Below are 18406 nucleotides of genomic sequence, written 5' to 3' on the forward strand. Positions count from 1 at the left end.
ACTCACGTACCCTCATGGAGTATATGAGCAATATCGATCATTTGAATTTGGGTGGGAATACGCTGACGACATTTTTGACTGTCCTTGAAGAGACGTCTGTTTCCAGGGCAGCAGAAAGACTGGGTGTTACGCAGTCAGCGGTCAGCCATACACTCGAGAAGTTACGAGGAATATTTGACGACCCGTTGTTCGTTCGCGTAGGACTGGGAATCGAATCAACGGCCAGGGCACGCGCACTGCAAGGCTCGGTGGAATCCATGGGGGCAGGTCAGGCAGGCACGGAGGAAACCTGCTGCGTTTGGCGTTAATCGGACGTCCGCCAAGTGACGCCGATGAGTATTCCGGCTATCAATGCCGCGACGAGAATCGTCGCCTTTCGAACGCTCGGATTTTGCGTTGCAGTCGGCGTTGTTTGGCTTTTACGTCTCGCCTTTTTCTTACCCATACAGCGTGCGATCGAAAGAATAAATAAAAAGTCGAGTGCCCACTTCCGGGCACTCGACGATGGCAGGCAAATCCTACTTCACCTCCGCCACTTCAACGGTGATCTTGTCGATCTTGCCGGTGAAGCGAGTCTCCTCGCGCCCAATTCCGATGCCTTCGACAACAGGTGTCTGATTGTCGAGCCCCACATCGGCGGTCTCGTCGGCGGAGAACATCAAGGGCTGTGTTTTCTTGATGCGACCTTCCGCAACGACCTCGCCATTAACCGAAATCGTAGCCTTACCTCCCTTGCCCGCGCCACCGCCATCGTATTTGAAGTCGAGTTTCACCTCGGCCGGGCCGGCGGGAATCTTGTCTTTGGCCGCAATGGTGTCTTGCGAGAGCCCCAAGAAGTTATAGGTGTAGGCAGGCTTGCCGTCCTTCATGTAGAGTGACCAGCCGCCAAAACGCCCACCCTGCGCCAGTATCACACCGCTGGCACCGTCTTTCGGAATTTCGAGTTTTGCCGTGATCGTTTTTGACTGGTTCTTCACGTTGATAAACGTGTTTTCCAGCATGCCGTTCATTCCATCGTAGAGTGTGAGTGACGTACGACCAGCCATGACGTCTGGCCGTCCTGCGAGGGCCGGATTGACGCGTTCGATGACGCGATCGTCAATCGGTAATACGTGGTACTTCTCCGCTTCCTTCATGAACAGAGCTTGCAGTTCTTTCAGCTTTTTTGGGTTCTTTTTAGCCAAATTGTTGACGAGGCTGAAATCCTCCCTAACGTCGTAAAGATCCCAGACGTCAGATTTGAGTGGCTTTTGTTTCAGTGCTTGCCATGGGGCCCGATGAAGCGTGCGGGCCAGCCAACCATCGTGATAGATGGCGCGGTTTCCGAACATCTCAAAATATTGAGTCGTGTGCCGCTCTTTGGCCTTTGCATCGTTGAGAGAGTAGAGCAGGCTGACCCCTTCAATTGGCGTCTGCGGGGTTCCGTTGACGGAATTTGGTTCTGGCAAACTGGCGGCTTCCAGGATCGTGGGCGCAATATCGATGACGTGTCCGAACTGGCTGCGAATTCCGCCTTTTTCCTTGATCCCGTTCGGCCAGTGAACGACCATCCCGTTCCGTGTGCCGCCAAAGTCTGAGGCGACTTGCTTTGTCCATGAGAATGGAGAATCAAACGCGACTGCCCAACCGGCCGCCATGTGAGGAAATGTCTCCGGCCCCCCCCATTTATCGATGAGCGGGAGAAGGTCTTCTACTTTCTCTGTCACGTTGTTGAAATACGTCATCTCGTTGTACATTCCAACGAATCCACCTTCCGCACTGGTGCCGTTGTCACCAGCGATGTAGATGAATAGTGTGTTGTCCATCTCGCCGATCTCCTCGACGGCTTTTACCAATCGGCCGATCTCGTGGTCCGTTTGCTCAAGAAATCCCGCAAAGACTTCGGCCTGTCGCGCGAAGAGTTTATGTTCGTCGGAGCTCAACGCGTCCCAATCCTTGATGTCATCCGGCTTCTTGCCGAGCTTGGTCTCTGCTGGGATGATTCCCATTTTCTTCTGCCGAGCGATCGATTCCGCCCGAATCTTGTCCCAGCCCTTGTCGAATTTCCCCTTGTATTTGTCAATCCATTTTTGGGGAACGTGATGCGGTGCGTGAACGGCACCAGTCGCGTAATACGCAAAGAATGGCTTGTCCGGCGTCATCGACTGCTGCGCTTTGATCCAACCGATTGCCTGGTTGGTCATGTCGGTCGTGAAGTGGTAGTTTTCCATCTTCGTAGGTGCAACACGGGTCACGCCGTCGTAGACTAACGGATACCACTGATCCGTCTCGCCCCCGATAAACCCAAAGAACTTGTCAAAACCTTGGTGGGTCGGCCAACGATCGTAGGGGCCCGACACACTCGTTTCCCAGGCAGCGGTTTCATGCCATTTGCCGAACGCTCCGGTACTGTATCCGTTGAGCCGCAACATCTCGGCCAACGGCGCGACGCTGTTGGGAATCTGCCCGGTGTTGCCAGGAAATGCCGTCGCGGTTTCCATGATGGAACCCGCATTCGCTGTGTGATGGTTTCGGCCGCACTTGAGCGCGACCCTGGTCGGTGAGCAGAGAGCCGTCGTATGAAAGTTGTTGTATCGCAGGCCTGACCGAGCAAGGCGATCAAGCGTCGGCGTTTGGATCGGACCGCCGAATGTGCTCGGTCCGCCAAAGCCGATGTCGTCGATCAGGACGATCACGACGTTCGGTGCGCCTTTGGGAGCTTTGACCTCAAACCGTGGCGGCGCTTTCACGTTGCGTGCATCCAGCTCACTGTAAGTCGGTCGCTTGGGTTCCTGAATTGGGAGTACGGATCTATCTATTTCGTAGTCATCGCCCCGTTGTTGCGCCAAAGCGCTGCCGCTAGCGAGCACGCCTGTTGCCACAAAACAAACAACGACCATATTCGTCTTCATATTCATGACTGATGAATCTCCAATTGCGTTTTCCAACGTATTTCAGTATTCGATGCTTCAGCACGGTTGCCATCGCCTTTTTCGACTCATTTCTCCATGTCGTGATTCAAGTGTCAGTGAAGATTCTGGACCTGGAACACTGACACCTCAGCGCTTCTTTCCCTCTTCGACCAACTCGATCTCTCCTGGTCGCCAGGTCTTATCGTACCATGGCTCAAGTGGGCCATAGAGGCGGAAGATCGTATTCCAGCCTTTGCCGGGAACTGTCTGAACCCAGTTGTTCTCCTGACCCTCAGGAGCCTTCGGACCAAAATAAACATCGTAGGAACCGTCAGAATTCTTGATCATGCCAGGCTTGTTATTGTCGATACCTGGAAACCGTTCGTCCGTCTGCAGCATCGAGCGAGTCTGGTTATCGTAGAGCGTGAATGACCAAAAGTCTTTGGCTGGCACGTTGGGTGGCAGGTGGACCTTGTAGGTCTTGCCACCGTCCAGCGGGTTACCGTCGGTATCAAGGTAGGTGTAGGCGTACTTCGAGCCCTTGCCGATGATCTTTTTTGCCATGGCGGGGGTAATACCAGTGGCATAGAAGTGAAAGCCCGCTCGTGCATCCAACAGTGTTGCGCCGTCGAGGACCCAGGTGTACTCTCCTCCCGGGAATGGATTCATCCAATTGCTCTCTCCCGGGTAGAAGTAGAACATTTCGTCGCGCGGCTTGGCCCAAATGGTCTTCACGGACATCCCGCCGGCGGCGGCTGCGGCGCGGAGGATCCTTTTCATTCGCGCATCCGGCTTGAAGGGCTGCCCTTTCTTGATTCCGATAGCGGCCATGTGGCCGAGGACTTCCGGGCTCTCTCCCATGCTGGGCTCCGCCTGAACTACTTCGTTGATCTCTTCGAAGATGTGCTCGTCCATGCGGTGAATCGTGTTAAAGGATTTACCGGAGACGTTGACGAAGTTCATCTCCGGTGGGTTATCCTTCTTGGACAACGGGTAAATGCGGTAGCTCTTCTTGGTCGCGTCCACCGCTGTTTTCGTCGAGCCGTCCACCTGGAAACCGCGCCAGATCACCCAGTTGCCATACGTGTTGGTGCGGGCAACGAAATACCCTTCTGGCACTTCTCCTTCATATCCTGGGGGAAGGATCAAGAACTTGCCGCCCTTACCTTCGTCCGGTCCGAGACGCCCGAAGTCCGTGACGTACTTGAACCAGTGATCGTTTACGAACCCCAATACATCGGGTGGGGTTTCGATGACCATCGGCTCATTCTCCATATTGAGCCAGGCCATCATGTAGACGCTGGTGGTGTTCGCGGTCAGAAACAGCGCCTTGGAATCCATCAAGTCCTCGAAGAGCACGGCCGTCGTGTTGGCCGGCCCCGACTCGAGGAGCCCTTTCCGAATCGCATCCATCGAGGCAATCTTGGTCCCATCCATATAAGCCTGGACTGCGTGTTGGAAGTCCAGGAAGTTGTAAGCCTTCTGAACGGTCTCGTCGTTCGGCACGCCGTCGAAGAAGCTCAGGTCGCCGAGGCGGGTTTCGATATCGTCGGGTGTAACGATCCCCGGTGGAATCTCGGTGGTCATCTTCATCCTGGTCGGCTTAGCAGCGGAGGTGTCTTGAGCTATCGAGGCTTCGGCCAACAAGGCAATCAATGCGACGGCAACAACCGAGTGGTACAAGTTTCTGCTCACCATTGGGGAGTCTCCAGTGCGTAAAACAAGAAAATTGCGACCTGACGATTTCGAACTCAAGTCGTTCATTTGTCGCGTTGCTCATCCGCGTCTTCGATGTACCCGAATATATATCCATGTTGACAACCCGAATCAACTCACTTATCCTCATAGAATACATGAGCAATATCGATCATTTGAATCTGGATGGGAATACTCTGACGACGTTCTTGACCGTCCTTGAAGAGACGTCTGTTTCCAGAGCAGCAGAAAGACTGGGCGTCACACAGTCAGCGGTCAGCCACACACTCGATAAGCTGCGAGTCATATTCGACGACCCGTTGTTCATTCGCGTGGGACGAGGTATCGAATCAACGGCCAGGGCACGCGCGCTGCAAGGCTCGGTTGAATCCGTTTTGGGCGACCTCAAATCGCTTACCGACCACCGGGAATTCGACCCGCTGGTCGAGCAAATGGAATTCACTATCGCAGCGAACGATTTTCCGATTCACTTCATCTTTCCGAATTTACTCAAGGAATTGTCTGAGGATGGCATCCATCCCCGGATACGCTTTATTCCTTCAGGGATCCCGAGCGTCAGTGTCCTGCGAGCATCACGTTACCGAATGCTCATAACCCCCACACCACCGAACGATCCGGAGTTAAAGAAGGAAAGCCTCATACGATCGAAAATGGAGATATTCTTTGATGCCTCGGTCAGAAAGCCGCCAAGAACAAGGAAGCAGTTTTCCGAAAGTCGCTACGTGGAAGTCAGATTCAGCGATACCGAAGCGTCACTGATGGCTTTGCCTGGCTTCGATGTATCGAGAATGAATCCCCCCATGATCTCCGTACCCAATTTCGGTTTGCTGGCTCCAATGATTAAAGGGACCGATCGCATTACGACGCAGATTGCTGCGATGAAAATGGGGCTGCTGAAAGAGCTTGATACGAGTCCTCTGCCATTTAAAACAGACCCATTGGATCTCTTTCTTATCTGGCATCGTCGTGAACATGATGACCCCGCCCACCGATGGCTTAGGCAGAGAATAATCGAGACAGTCACTTCTTTGACGGAGGGCTAACGATTTAAAAAACGTTCCATTGATGCCTCGCCAATTCGGTCTGATTCGTCCGCGATCTCAATTCCTGTGTCGGTTTGCTCGGCACGATGTTGGGATGTTGATGCATCTCGGTTCGTCACCTCCATCCTCCACCGGGTAGTTCTCCAAGTAGAGCCCGTTAATCGGGCTGTCGCGGTTTGAGATTTCTCTCGCGGCCCTTCTACACATTCCACGGAGAGACTATGCCCGGACCCAACGATGCTGAAGCCATTTCGACAGACGTGTGTTCTGACCTCGCACGCATATTCGCCGCCGCCCTTCTCAGGCTCAGCAGCCGTGCGGCACTCTCTGGCAACAATTCAAAAACCAATCCCCCGACATGCCTTGAGGTTCCTCCAAAAACCGTGCTCAGTGACCACCACGGTTAACGGTTTTTGAGAACCCTCAACAAGGAGAAACGCATGTCGTTGAGTATTGGTAAAGAAGTAGCCGCTCTGAAAAAGATGACCGTCAAGGAACTCCGTGACAAATACGCGGAACTCTTCGATGACGAAACCCGCACAGGGAACAAGCGCGAGTGAGCGGGCAAATAGGTACTTCGAAAAAATGCTCTTTTTTCCTGATGCCAGCGGGAACAGCCGCGCTACTAAGCAGAGTTTCTTTTTTTGTACTGATCTTTTTTGGGTGGGCCAATGCCCTTCAAACGCGTGCTCCGCATCAGCCACCTTCGCGAAATCCTCGGTTTCGCGTACAAGGTCGTCGTCGAAACCGATGAGCCGATCATCGTCCAGCGGTATTCGCGGCAGGACGTTGCCCTTGTGCCGCTGTGGGAATGGCGGTTCCTGAAAGAGCTCGAGGAGCGGGTGAAAGCCGGTGATTTTTTAGGGCGCGAAGTTTTGGGCGACGGCGCAGATTTCGAGGCCACATGGCTGGATGACGGCCGGGAATCGAGGTAACTGTCCTGTCCTGACGAGCGGCGACCGTCGCCGCGAACCGAAACCAGGGACACCAGAAAGGACATTTATCATGGCCGCGAAGAAAACAACCCGCAAAACGACCACCGCCAAGAAGGCCAAGCTCAGTCAGATCCAGGCCGCGATCCGCAGACGGACGAGTCGGCGCGTTCACTTTCACAGTGTGCGAACCGGGAAAGCGTGCTGGCGGGTGCTGTGTTGGGCTTGAGCGGACCGGGACAGAAAATCTCCGGCATCATGCCCTGCACGGTCATCCGGCCCGGCGACATGGCGGACAATATACTGGACCGCAACAAACACCCCGAGTGGAATGGTGAACGAACCAAGATGGTGTATTCCTTCCCCACCGACGAAAAACTGTGGGCCGAGTATGCGCGCATACGGGCTGAAGGGATGCGGGGGGGTGACGGCGGCTGGGCGGCGACCGAGTTCTATCGCGAACACCGCGAGGCGATGGATTCCGGCGCACGCGTCGCCTGGGAACAGCGCTACAACCATGACGAGTTGTCCGCGTTGCAGCATGCGATGAACCTCAAACTGCGGGATGAAGCCGCCTTCTTCGCTGAGTACCAGAACGAACCCTTATTGGAAGAGACCGTCGGCGATGACTTACTGACCGCCGATCAAATCGCCGCGAAGACCAATGGGATGCCGCGTCGTGAACTTCCCGTGGCGTGTAACCATCTGACGCTGTTCATCGATGTGCAGCAAAACCTGCTGTACTACCTCGTGGCCGCTTGGGAGGATGATTTCACGGGCTACGTCGTGGGCTACGGCAGCTATCCGGATCAAAAGCGACCGTACTTCACGTTGCGGGATGCGCGACAGACGTTGGCGACGGTCGCCCAGGGAATTGGCCTAGAAGGTTCGATCTATGCCGGACTGGATGCGCTCACACGCGACCTGCTGGCGCGGGAATGGCACCGGGACGACGGGGCGGCGATGCGGATCGGTCGTTGCCTGATCGACGCCAACTGGGGCCATTCCACCGATGTCGTGTATCAATTCTGTCGGCAAAGCGTGCACAGCGGCCTGTTGATTCCCAGCCATGGGCGATTTGTCGGCGCGTCGAGCGTTCCGTTTGCCGAATACAAACGCAAACCAGGTGATCGCGTCGGTCACAATTGGCGAATTCCGAATGTGCGCGGCAAACGCGCCGTCCGACATGTCGTCTACGACACGAATTATTGGAAGTCCTTCGTTCAGGCGCGGCTGGCCGTAGCGCTCGGTGATCGTGGCTGTTTGTCGTTGTACGGCGATGAAGCGGACCGGCATCGATTGTTGGCCGAACATCTTACCGCTGAATATCGCATTAAGACGCAGGGCCGGGGACGCACCGTCGACGAATGGAAACACCGGCCAGACAAGTTCGACAATCACTGGCTGGATTGCCTGGTGGGTTGCGCCGTGGCTGCGTCGATGCAGGGAACGTCGCTGCTAACGACGGAGAAACCGGCACGGAAACAGCCCGCGCTCAAGTTGTCGGAACTGCGGCGATTGAAACGAGATCAACAAGGAAGAATGCAGTGGTGAGAGGCCATCTGTTTTGTTAGTGGAAGAGGAGCCTGAGATGAACAATGCGTGGCATGAACGTGATAGTCGTGGCATCGTTTGCCCGCGTTGTAACGACCGTTGTTTCATAACTCCCAATTCCAAACCACTGCTGCGTTGGACGGCCAGTAACGTCTCCAACGAGACCGATGCCGCCGATAACTGGAAGCCGTCGAAGAAAAAGAGCGTCGAGCGGATCGATGGCATTGTCGCACAAATCATGGCGTTGGACCGGGCGAGCACGCAGGAACAGTTTACCAGCGTGTACGAGAAGCATGGGTTGCGGTCACTTTAGCGTGCATGTAAGCGCAACCATCAACGCGGAAGGCGGAGGCTCGGGGAGACTCGAAAAAGGTTTGCGTCAGGTTTGGAGACGCTGGAACTCGGCGGCGGGCTATCGCCGTTGTTGATAGCTGAATTCGGTGCTGAGCACATAGCAGTTGGCTGCTGGCAAAGTGGGGCGATTTCGATAGGACGTTTCTGCAGTTACTGGGGGCGCGTCCGCGACGGTTGGGGAAATGATCGCCGGCGACTTGACTGCAACTACCATCGACCGCATAGTGCATTGGAGTATCAGCCCCCCGCCGCCTAAGCGGCCGGCTGCATTCTTCCGGGCTTAGCTACGCTACGTCCGCCAGAATCCAGCCGAACTATTGAACCCCGATTCTCTCACTGAGGCTGGAATAAACATCGAGGCAAGGTCAATAGAATCGATGAATACCTTAAAAAACCAACTGATCTACCCCCAATTCGCCGGTTTGAAAGCCGGCATGATTTCTTCGTTCCGTATTTCTACTTCGTACCGGCTACCATGCCAACCGCATCGGGCTAGGGCGTTATCTAGGTTGCGAGGTCCAGTGGATTCGGCATTCGGGCAGGACCATCTGTAGTTGGTTTACTCCTACTTCTGTGACTTGAGTGTCGTTGAGCCCAATACGACAGCAGCGCTTACAGCCTCGAAGATGTTTTAGTCCCTTATCGTTATCGTCCGTGGAGGCAGGTCAGAGCACAATGAGAAATTCCTTGATATTTGCCTTAGCGGGTTTCGTAGCGATCACCGGCTGTTCGACAGTCGCCCAGGGTGCTACTCTCGATCTTTCTCGCGCAGTGATCGTTGGAGCGGGCGACGTGCTTCCTGCCAAGACCGTCATCATGCTTCAGGAAGAAATCGAGAAACGGTCCGGAATTCGTCTTCGATCGACGGCATCGATCCCGACGACATCACAGCCGTTGATACTCATCGGCACACGGACAACTTTTCCCGAAGATAGGGCAATGCCTCCGGGGACCCTCAAAGTTCCGCTCACCGATGACGGGTACGCAATATGGGTCGATACAAAGCGACTCGATGCGCCCACCATATATCTTGTCGGCAGTGATGGCCGGGGAGCCTTATTTGCTGTGGGGTGGTTGCTGCGCAAATTGATGTTGGCACCTGGGAAAGTTGAATTGTCGTCGACGGTTGCGCTCGCACGTAGCCCTCAATACCCCATCCGTGGGCACCAGATCGGGTATCGCCATACCGCCAATACCTATGACGCATGGGACGTTCCGACCTACGAACAATATCTCCGTGACATGATCCTCTTTGGGACGAACAGCGTTGAGTTAATTCTTGAGGGGGGGCGAGGATATCGGGATGGACCAGTTTTGCAAGAAGACCAGTGGGAGATGAATGTGAAGCTCACACGGATGATTAAGGACTATGGGATCGACATCTGGTTGTGGGAACCGCTGAAAGTCGACATTGCGGATCACGCAGTCGCGGAGAAAGCAATGCGTCGCCGAGCCGAGTTCTACGCGGAGTGTGCGCGAATTGACCACGTGATGGTTCCAGGCGGCGATCCAGGTCATACCGACCCGAAATTACTGATGCCGTGGCTGCGCCGGCAGGCTGACGTCCTTCATAAAATTTTTCCTGAGGCGGGACTGTGGGTGTCCCATCAGAAGTTCAACCCACAGCAACTCGACTACTTTTTCGACTACTTGGATAAGAATGAGCCGGAATGGCTAGCGGGCGTGGTCTTCGGGCCGGGCACGGGTATTTCGCTTGAGGAAACGCGTCGACGAACTCCTGCTAGGTATCCAATCCGGCGCTATCCCGACATCACGCACAACATTCGTTGTCAGTATCCCATTCCAGAACTCGACGGCATTCTGGCTCAGACACTGGGACGCGAGGGAATCAATCCCCGCCCCGTAGCGATGAGCCATATCCACAATCTCCAGGCGAAGTATTCGGATGGTTTCGTCTCGTATTCCGATGGCGCTCACGACGATCTCAACAAGATGGTCTGGAGCGAACTTGGTTGGGAAGGCGACGTTGATCTGGATGAGATTCTGCTTGACTACGGTCGAGTGTTCTTCGGTGAGGACCTCGGCGCTGACTCCGCTCGCGGTTTGAAAATGCTTGAACAAAATTTGAAAGGGCCGGTGCGAGACAACGAGGGCATCGATGCGACTCTGCGCCACTGGCGGAAACTTGAACGACAAGGCGGCGCGAAACTCAACAACAACTGGCGATTCCAGATGTACCTATTTCGAGCAACGTTCGATGCGTACATCCGCGCTCGCCACCTTGTGGAACACGGCTATGAGCAGCAGGCGATGCAGGCGCTCACTCAAGCGGGCGAAGTGGGGGTCGCACAGGCCGTCGAGAACGCTCGCGCGGCACTCGCTCAGCCCGACCGTACGCGAGCGTTTCTCGACCAACGCGTACTTCTCGAAGAGATGGGCGTGAAGTTGTTGCGACTGATTGGGTTTCAGATGAGCATCGACGAACCGTTTCTCGCTCGGAATCCGGAACGCGGCGCCCTGCTTGACAAACTCGATCGTCCGCTCAACGACCGCCTGTGGCTCGAAGGAGAATTTAGAAGGATTTTATCCACTGAAAATCCCGTCACACAATTGGCAATGATTGAACGCATCGTGCACTGGGAAGATCCCGGTCCCGGAGGCTTCTACGATGATTTGGGAAATGCGACCAAGCAACCACATCTCGTACAAACGTCGACTTGGCGGGACGACCCCGGCTTTGTTCGCGGTCCTCAGGAAGCACATTTTCGTTCTCTTGACAATTACAGCCGAGGCCGCATCTCCCCGCTGAAGTGGTCGTGGCTCGACTATGCCCAAGGGACGCCGTTGACAATGCGCTACAAGGACCTGCCAGCGGATGCAAAGTATCGCTTGCGCGTTACCTATCACGGACGCTTCGCGCCTGTCATGACGCTGACGGCAAACAACGATCATCAGATTCATGGCGCGCTGCCCATGCCGGTGCCCGTCTGGCCCGTGGAGTTTGACATTCCGCAGGCGCTGACTCGTGGTGGCACGCTCGAGTTACGCTGGGACCTTGTCGATCGCCGCGGCTGTCAGGTGGCGGAAGTGTGGCTGATGCGGCGGTAATCGCACGTCCCGTTGATCATTTATCTACAGTGTCTCCGATCAATCTCTGATTCGGTAAGATGACAAGATTCACTCCGCCGCGCGTGAAGGTTCAAAAAACACCTTAACCACCGTTTGCGAGACTGCCGGGAATTTGCCTTGTTGTAATGCCGTTCCGCGAATGCTGAACGTACGCATCCCACGCAATCTCGCATCCGACTTTGAGAACACTTCGAACACCGTGTGGTTTTTACCGGCTGGGACCTCCAGCGGTTCAGCGCGTAGGGCTCCGTTTAAACCCTTTGAAACAATCAATTCGAGACGAACAGCTTCGGGTAGCTTGACGGATCGCAGAATCTCAATTGGAATTTCAATGCGGTCGCCCGGTTTGGCCAAAATCTCACGTCCTGGGTTTGTAACCTTCAATAATGCGCCTTCGAGCGAGAGTGAAATCGCATCGTCCTTGTAATTCACCAATTGCCGAATATTTCCCTGTGGATCTGGCACCTCGGTGATAGATATCATCCGCATCCGCGACGTGCGGTTTGTTTCCAGCCATTCCGGCAAAAAACAGGGGAAGATAATCCGGTCGGCGCCCACCGGAACGGTCACGTCTGCTGCGTTCATGCCCTGTCGGTGTCGCTGTTGGTAGGCCGACATCCGCACAATCACCGGCCCGTCAAAGTTCTCCTTCCGAGTGACGAAGATTTCGGCCGGATATGTCGTCCCTCGATGAGCCGTGCGGCTCACGCCGGAATGGGCGGGAACAACTTCGGCACGAGGTTGCATCGTTACCGCCAGAAGCATTGCCGAAACCTCGTTTTCGCTCGCCACACGTGCGACCGGATTGCCGGCCGCAACCGCCGTCGCGGTGCGTATGACGCGACGTTCACCTATCGTTGAAGTGCCGGCGACAGTAATCAGTGACGCGTGAACAGCGGAGGTCATGTCAGATGTAAGCAGAATCTTGCCTTCGTTCTTGTTAGGGGCGACCACAATGTTCTCCGGCGCGGAGACGCCAGCTGGTAATCCTGCCACAGTCAATGTGATGGCACCATCGAATCCACCGATGCGTTTTACGTTCACCGGCAGATTGTATTCTCCGCCCAACGGAATGCTTGCAGTTTGGGGAATGGTGAGTGCAAAGGTCGCGGCAGGCTGCTCAATGGACAACCGGTAAATTGAGCTCGGCTTGCCTTGGGCACTTGATGTGTCCGTGACAACCACGGTGTAGATTCCGTCAGCGGGCGGCGTGAATTCAAGTCCCGCATCTGTTGTACCGGGCAGGTCGTCGTTCTCCGCCGCTTCTTTGCCGGTAGAATCGACGACGGCAATCGACAAATCCAACTTTGATCCAAATCGCCAAGATTCGGCTGCAATCCTCAACGGTTCGTCTGATCGACCTCTGAACTGATAACGGTGTTGATCGCGTTTATCGGAAAAACGAGCGGTGACGCCGCATGGCAATGTTAGTTCGTGGTTCTGGTCGCCGTTAGCCCCACGAACCGTTTCAGAATTCTCGCTGACGGGAATCGAATACTCTATGACCTGCCCGTGGCTCCCTGAAACGGTTGCGAGAAACACATTGCCCTGCATAGTCGCCGGGATTTCGACGGATGTATTAATCGATTCCCATTTCGCCTCCCTCGATCGTAGGCCCATTCCAATCAACTCGACTTCCGAAGTCTTTCCGCGTTGAACACAAGCGGGAATCGTCGCAACAATTCGCGGCCCGGTGGTGGCATTTAGTCGATAAACATACGACCGATTGCCTCGAAAATCGATATCGTGAAGACTGAGTTGGTAACGCTCTCCGGCTTCTGCCAAAAAAGTAACGCAGGTGTCTACCCCTTCGCTGTCGACCGCATCGGCAACCGTCATACCTTTAGCATTACGTATTTCCAAGACACCATGTAGCGGAGACCCGAGCCGTCGGGCGGTCAATTCGAACGTGACCCAAGTTGATTCCGGAAGTGTAAACCAATATTGATCCCGTTCTTCGATTCGCTGGATGCAGCCGTTTACAAGCACAGGAAACTCGGGTAATCGCTGCGGCTCCAAACGGTGTTGATCTTCGAGAATTTCCGCGCCGTGACCAACCATCAAGACACCGGTTTTGGTCGCACCGTTGGCATTGGCCGCCTGCCAAAAAATTAGTCCCGGTGGAGTCCCAGTGGGAATCGCAAATGTGGCTGGGAATTCGCGCGGAATCAAAAATGCTTTGGAACTGTTCGCCTTGGGGCCGAACCAATAGGGAGGTTGCGGAACCAGCATTTTGCTTCCCGGGCCGCTGATCGTCAGCGTAACGGGCGAATCGATGACAAATGGCTCCATGTCGGACGTCCAGTCATACCCCCCCAGCTTCACCTGAATCGTACTTCCGGCGGGGCCACCAGGTGGAAATACATAACCGACTTCCGGTGCCTTTTGTGCGAAGGCCACCTGAGTCGCGGTGGACAATATCAATCGGCTCGCAATTACCCAAAAGGCATGGCGGTATTGCATATGTTGAGATCCGCGGTGGAGAGCTTGCGATTATGAAGTCGCCATGGCCGTATTTACTTACCAACCGAACGAGTCGCTAGCCGGACGGCTCGGCAAAATGATCCCCGTCGGCTATGCGAATAGGTCAGTAATGACGCGACCGCCGTTGGCCATGGGGATTGGCCGACCCAACGGTGTCTCATAGACCTTGCCCGTCTGCACCCCCAGCGCGTGGAGGACCGTCGTCAGGACATCTTGCACACCATACGGTTCGGTAACCGGGTACGCCGCATGCTTGTCGGTCCCGCCGACTACGGCGCCAGGCTTGGTCCCGCCGCCTGCCAAGATAATGCTCTGCGCCATCGGCCAATGACCGCGACCAGCATTGGGCCCAATTCGCGGTGTGCGGCCCATTTCGCCCATAACAACGACGAGGGTTTCGTCGAGCATCCCGCGCTCGTCTAGGTCTGTAACCAAAGCACTTAATGCTTTATCCAGATCGGGTATCAGATCTTCTTTGTGTGTCCGGAAATTGAAAGTATGCGTGTCCCAACTGCCATGGTCAACTCCGATGAATCGGCCGCCTGCTTCGGCGATTCGACGTGCGAGTAGGGCAGACTGCCCCAAGGAAGTGTGCCCGTAGGCAGCCCGGAGACTTTCGGATTCAGATCGCAAATCGAAAGCCGCTTTTGCCTGAGGCGAGGTGATGAGGTCGTAGGCTTTATCGTAATAAGTCGACATCGTGCCCACGCGCGTTTTGTTTGATTGCCTTATTTGAAGTCCCTCGACGCCAGCCAACAACTTTTGTCGCAAACTCATTCGATCACCACCAATTGATAACGGTGGTACTAAATCTTTGACTTCAAAATCGGGTTGAGCAGGATCATTCTCAATCACGAACGAGGCGTGTCGAGCGCCCAAAAACCCAGGCCCCCCAGCAGTAAAAGGATTGGGCATTGTAATGTAGGGAGGCACAGCACCACGTGAGCCGAGTTCTTTGCTAATAATCGAACCTAGCGACGGGTAGAGGACATTCGTCGGAATCCGTGTTGTTTGGCCCTCAGCAAAAGCCGCCTCATAACCGGTCATCACATAGTGAAAACCGGTCGTATGCCCGTTGATCTTGTGGCTGTGGCTACGGAGGATGGAGATTTTGTCCGAGATCTTCGCGCATTCGGGCAAATGCTCGCCGATGAATGTCCCCGGCACGGCAGTCGAAATCTGTTGGAATGGGCCGCGTATTTCCGCTGGCGCCTGTGGTTTCAAGTCCCACATATCGATCGTGCTGGGACCACCGGCTAAAAACAGGAAGATTACAGACTTTGCTTTCGCTGGCAGTTCATCCGCCGCATTTGCCTGCATTTCCAGCAGTTTTGGCAACGTCAATCCGCCCAGCAGAGACGTGCTCCCCAAACGCAACGCTTGCCGGCGCGATATGCCGTCGCAAAAATTCGATTTTACCGGCCGGTTTTCCAGAAAAATTTTGAGCATGCTCACCACCTCAATTTCGACTCATTCGCTCATTTGAAGCTCTGGCCGTTTGGAACGAACATATCAATGATTGTACATGAATTCCTTCGTATTCAGCAAGGTCCATAACACATCTTCGACCGCCGTTTGGGTATCGCTTACGGAGTTCTTAAACGCTTCGGACATAACCTGCTGCTCGCCAACTGTCGGAAAACGCGACAAGGCAGCAAGATAAAGGGTTTCAACCATCTCGACATGCGACATTTCCGAATTTGCGATCTGACGTGCCCGACCGGTAGGATTTCGTATTTTTTCGGCAAATTCGCGGGAATTCATGAGATGCAGTGCCTGAGAAATACTCGGATCATCGCCCCGGTCGCATTGGCAAACGCTGGTTCGAAGCGGTCGTCCAAAAATGCGGAAAAAATATGACGGCAGCCTATTATCCCACACTTGAATCGCGCGATATCCGGTGGGCCATCCGACGAACTTTTCGTTTGTTCCGGCCACTTGATTCACGGCATCGAGTAGCACTTCTGCCTTGATAGGTTTGAATAATGCGTGCGAAAAGTTTTGAAAATCGTCGACGTTGCCATCGTTGGACTCGGAACTCAATTGGTAAAGTCGCGAATTGAGTAATGTCTTAGTAAACGCACGCAAGTCAAAGTTCACTTCGCGTAAATGCGCTATTAGCGCTTCCATCAATGGTTCATTCGAAGGCGGATTTGTAGCTCGAATGTCGTCGATCGGTTCGATCAGCCCCCGTCCCAAATAGTGTGCCCAAATGCGATTGACAATCATCTTCGCAAAAAAAGGATTGTCGTCGCTCGTTAACCAATCTGCCAGTACTTCGCGGCGATCACGCCGACCCGTGAAATCGGCCGGCCCTGCACCCAGCGCTGCTGTGGCTACCGAAACGCCGCTGAGCGGGTGTATTGTGTCCGTCCCGGGAACCGGCATAATTGAAATCGCCCCGGTCGGCAATGGCTTATGTTTGATCCCCGTGAAGAAACCAGCAAAGGCAAAATAGTCGTCTTGCCCCCACCGCTCCGACGGATGGTGATGGCATTGCGCGCATTCAATGCGAACACCGAGAAACAACTGGCTGATTGAGCGGCTCAATTCGTCGGGATCTTTGACAGCACGGAAAAACGCGGCGGGACCTTCGGCATAGATATTGCCGCGAGCTGTCAATATGTCGTACACAAACTCATCGTAAGGCCGATTTTGAGCGATTTGTTTCCGCAACCATCGCGTCATCGCCACAGCGCCTTGAGGCTGCACGACCCCTTGGTCGACGCGTAAGATGTCAGCCCACAAAAGCGCCCAATAATCGGCGTATGCGGGCCGGCGAAACAGGTTGTCAATCAATTGCGCTCGTTTGGCCGGATTGTCACTGCTAAGAAATGCTCGGGCCTCTTCGGTCGTGGGGAGCGTGCCGATGACATCAAGATAAACACGTCTCAAGAACATGGCGTCGCTTGCCGGACGACTCGGCTGAATCCCCAATTGCTTCAGTTTGTCCCATGCGTGTTTGTCGACAAAGTTGGTTTCTGGAGGCCTCGCAAAATCCACACCTTCGCGCGGCAGCGTTACGCGACAAACATCGACCTGTCCCATGAAACTTACCACCATGGCCGCCTCACCGGGTATGTCGCCTGCGGTTATCCAACCTCGTCCGTCAATCGTGGCAATCGTGTCTGCATTCGAATTGTAAGCGCCTTCGGTCGTAACGCAAAATCTATTGCCGTCTGCATCGGTGGCCGTCACTCTCAATTGTTGATGTCCGTGTGGGCTCAGCGAGATTTGTTTGGGTTGCACTTCGATGCGAACGAGCGCCGCACGTCGGCCCAAATCTCGATGCGCTCCCTCATCGATCCAACGACGCAACAATCGGTAGCGGTGACTGTTTGGCTTAAGTTTCCGACCCCCTCCGTGGGGCACCTGAGCGCTGCCTTTGAGCAACAACAAACTTTGATCCGAAGACGCGGGAAACACGCGGCGTCCGCGCCCACCTTTCGTCAGCGAATCATAGTCGATGTCGGCGTCGTACCCGAACACGCTGAGTTTGAACCCGTTTTGCCCGTCGGCTTTCCCGTGGCAACCCCCGGAATTACAACCCGACTTGGTCAGAATCGGCATGATTTCATGCCGAAATGAGACGGGCTGCGGATGGTCGACTCCACGCACGGTAATTGGGACACGAACCGTGTCATCAACATAACGTACAATTAATTCCGTTTTGCCGTCGTGCCGAGGTCGGATTAAGCCGTCGGGATTGACGATCGCAATGTTCGTGTCGACAACTTCGTATCTGGCCGATCGTGTCCTGTCAAGCTGTCCTCCGGTTGAAGGTTGCTCGGTAACAAGCACCTGATACGTCACTTCTGGGCTGCCGAGTTCAACCACCGGCGGGTTCACAACAATTCCGGCGTTTGCAACACCGGCATACACAACCAGCAATAACGGCGCCAGATATCGGCAGTCCAATTGTAATTTCTTGTGCATTGCCATTCTTCTATTCGCTGGCCTTACTTGGTTCAAAGACCGCGTTTTACTGGGGCGAGGGACTTCGCAATTCGAGGATGTCCGATAAAGTATGCCTGCTATTGGTCGCGGAGATGTACTCTTGGCATTATACCCGATACAACAGATCGAACGGAATAGGAGCCGACTGATCTGCCACGCGCGGTCCAAAAACAGTGAGCAACGGAAGTTGTACGACGAAACGAGTTTCGCGCGAAAAATAATTGGTAGAAATGTCGGCGGAAATCATGGTATCCAGCCACAGTTGCTATTGCAAATTGGGAGTTTGTCACGGTAAGAGCGCAAGGCGAGCGCAGCCACGAAGACGTGGGCGATGATGCAATCACGCAGCCCGTTCGTACCACTGAATCAGCCCGCCGAGTCGCTC

Annotated in this window: 12 protein-coding genes; 7 read left to right on the top strand and 5 right to left on the bottom strand. The window is 54.6% G+C overall.

All coding sequences use genetic code 11. The features are described from left to right. Positions 1 to 23 precede the first annotated feature (23 nt). Entirely contained in the window at positions 24 to 308 is a 285-nt protein-coding gene (locus tag CA54_RS30300; RefSeq protein WP_197532958.1) for a LysR family transcriptional regulator, read from the top strand. Between the two features lie 210 nt (positions 309 to 518). On the opposite strand, the gene CA54_RS28860 is transcribed toward CA54_RS30300, so the two are convergent. Together CA54_RS28860 and CA54_RS28865 are read right to left on the bottom strand one after the other, a co-directional pair. Next, positions 519 to 2891, bottom strand: a complete 2373-nt coding sequence (locus tag CA54_RS28860; RefSeq protein ID WP_390817774.1) for an arylsulfatase — start codon at positions 2889 to 2891, stop codon at positions 519 to 521. A gap of 147 nt (positions 2892 to 3038) precedes the next feature. After that, positions 3039 to 4655, bottom strand: a complete 1617-nt coding sequence (locus tag CA54_RS28865; protein ID WP_197532959.1) for a DUF1254 domain-containing protein — start codon at positions 4653 to 4655, stop codon at positions 3039 to 3041. 89 nt (positions 4656 to 4744) lie between these two features. Here CA54_RS28865 and CA54_RS28870 point away from each other — a divergent pair, with 89 nt between their 5' ends. The 6 genes from CA54_RS28870 to CA54_RS28895 all read left to right on the top strand — a co-directional run bounded on the left by CA54_RS28870 (position 4745) and on the right by CA54_RS28895 (position 11559). Then, positions 4745 to 5650 carry a LysR family transcriptional regulator gene (locus tag CA54_RS28870; RefSeq protein ID WP_197532960.1) on the top strand — a complete coding sequence of 302 codons (906 nt, stop codon included), beginning with the start codon at positions 4745 to 4747 and terminating at the stop codon, positions 5648 to 5650. Between the two features lie 440 nt (positions 5651 to 6090). After that, positions 6091 to 6210, top strand: coding sequence for a DUF2924 domain-containing protein (locus CA54_RS28875; protein ID WP_146374498.1), 120 nt, complete (start codon positions 6091 to 6093; stop codon positions 6208 to 6210). A 111-nt stretch (positions 6211 to 6321) separates the two neighbouring features. Beyond that, positions 6322 to 6585: a hypothetical protein gene (locus tag CA54_RS28880; protein WP_146374499.1), complete on the top strand. Its 264-nt coding sequence runs from the start codon at positions 6322 to 6324 to the stop codon at positions 6583 to 6585. Positions 6586 to 6783: 198 nt separating this feature from the next. Next, entirely contained in the window at positions 6784 to 8136 is a 1353-nt protein-coding gene (locus CA54_RS28885; protein ID WP_146374500.1) for a terminase gpA endonuclease subunit, read from the top strand. A gap of 37 nt (positions 8137 to 8173) precedes the next feature. Further along, positions 8174 to 8449: a terminase TerL endonuclease subunit gene (locus CA54_RS28890; protein WP_146374501.1), complete on the top strand. Its 276-nt coding sequence runs from the start codon at positions 8174 to 8176 to the stop codon at positions 8447 to 8449. Positions 8450 to 9165: 716 nt separating this feature from the next. Continuing rightward, the gene (locus CA54_RS28895; RefSeq protein ID WP_146374502.1) at positions 9166 to 11559 is read left to right on the top strand and encodes a hypothetical protein; all 2394 of its coding nucleotides are present in this window, start codon (positions 9166 to 9168) and stop codon (positions 11557 to 11559) included. Between the two features lie 69 nt (positions 11560 to 11628). On the opposite strand, the gene CA54_RS28900 is transcribed toward CA54_RS28895, so the two are convergent. The 3 genes from CA54_RS28900 to CA54_RS28910 all read right to left on the bottom strand — a co-directional run bounded on the left by CA54_RS28900 (position 11629) and on the right by CA54_RS28910 (position 18000). Next, positions 11629 to 14043, bottom strand: a complete 2415-nt coding sequence (locus CA54_RS28900; RefSeq protein WP_146374503.1) for a PPC domain-containing protein — start codon at positions 14041 to 14043, stop codon at positions 11629 to 11631. Between the two features lie 111 nt (positions 14044 to 14154). After that, positions 14155 to 15513, bottom strand: coding sequence for a DUF1501 domain-containing protein (locus CA54_RS28905; RefSeq protein ID WP_146374504.1), 1359 nt, complete (start codon positions 15511 to 15513; stop codon positions 14155 to 14157). A gap of 63 nt (positions 15514 to 15576) precedes the next feature. Continuing rightward, positions 15577 to 18000, bottom strand: coding sequence for a DUF1549 and DUF1553 domain-containing protein (locus CA54_RS28910; RefSeq protein ID WP_146374505.1), 2424 nt, complete (start codon positions 17998 to 18000; stop codon positions 15577 to 15579). Positions 18001 to 18406: the final 406 nt, after the last annotated feature.

It is taken from the genome of Symmachiella macrocystis, assembly GCF_007860075.1.
In the GTDB taxonomy this organism is placed as follows: Bacteria; Planctomycetota; Planctomycetia; order Planctomycetales; family Planctomycetaceae; genus Symmachiella; species Symmachiella macrocystis.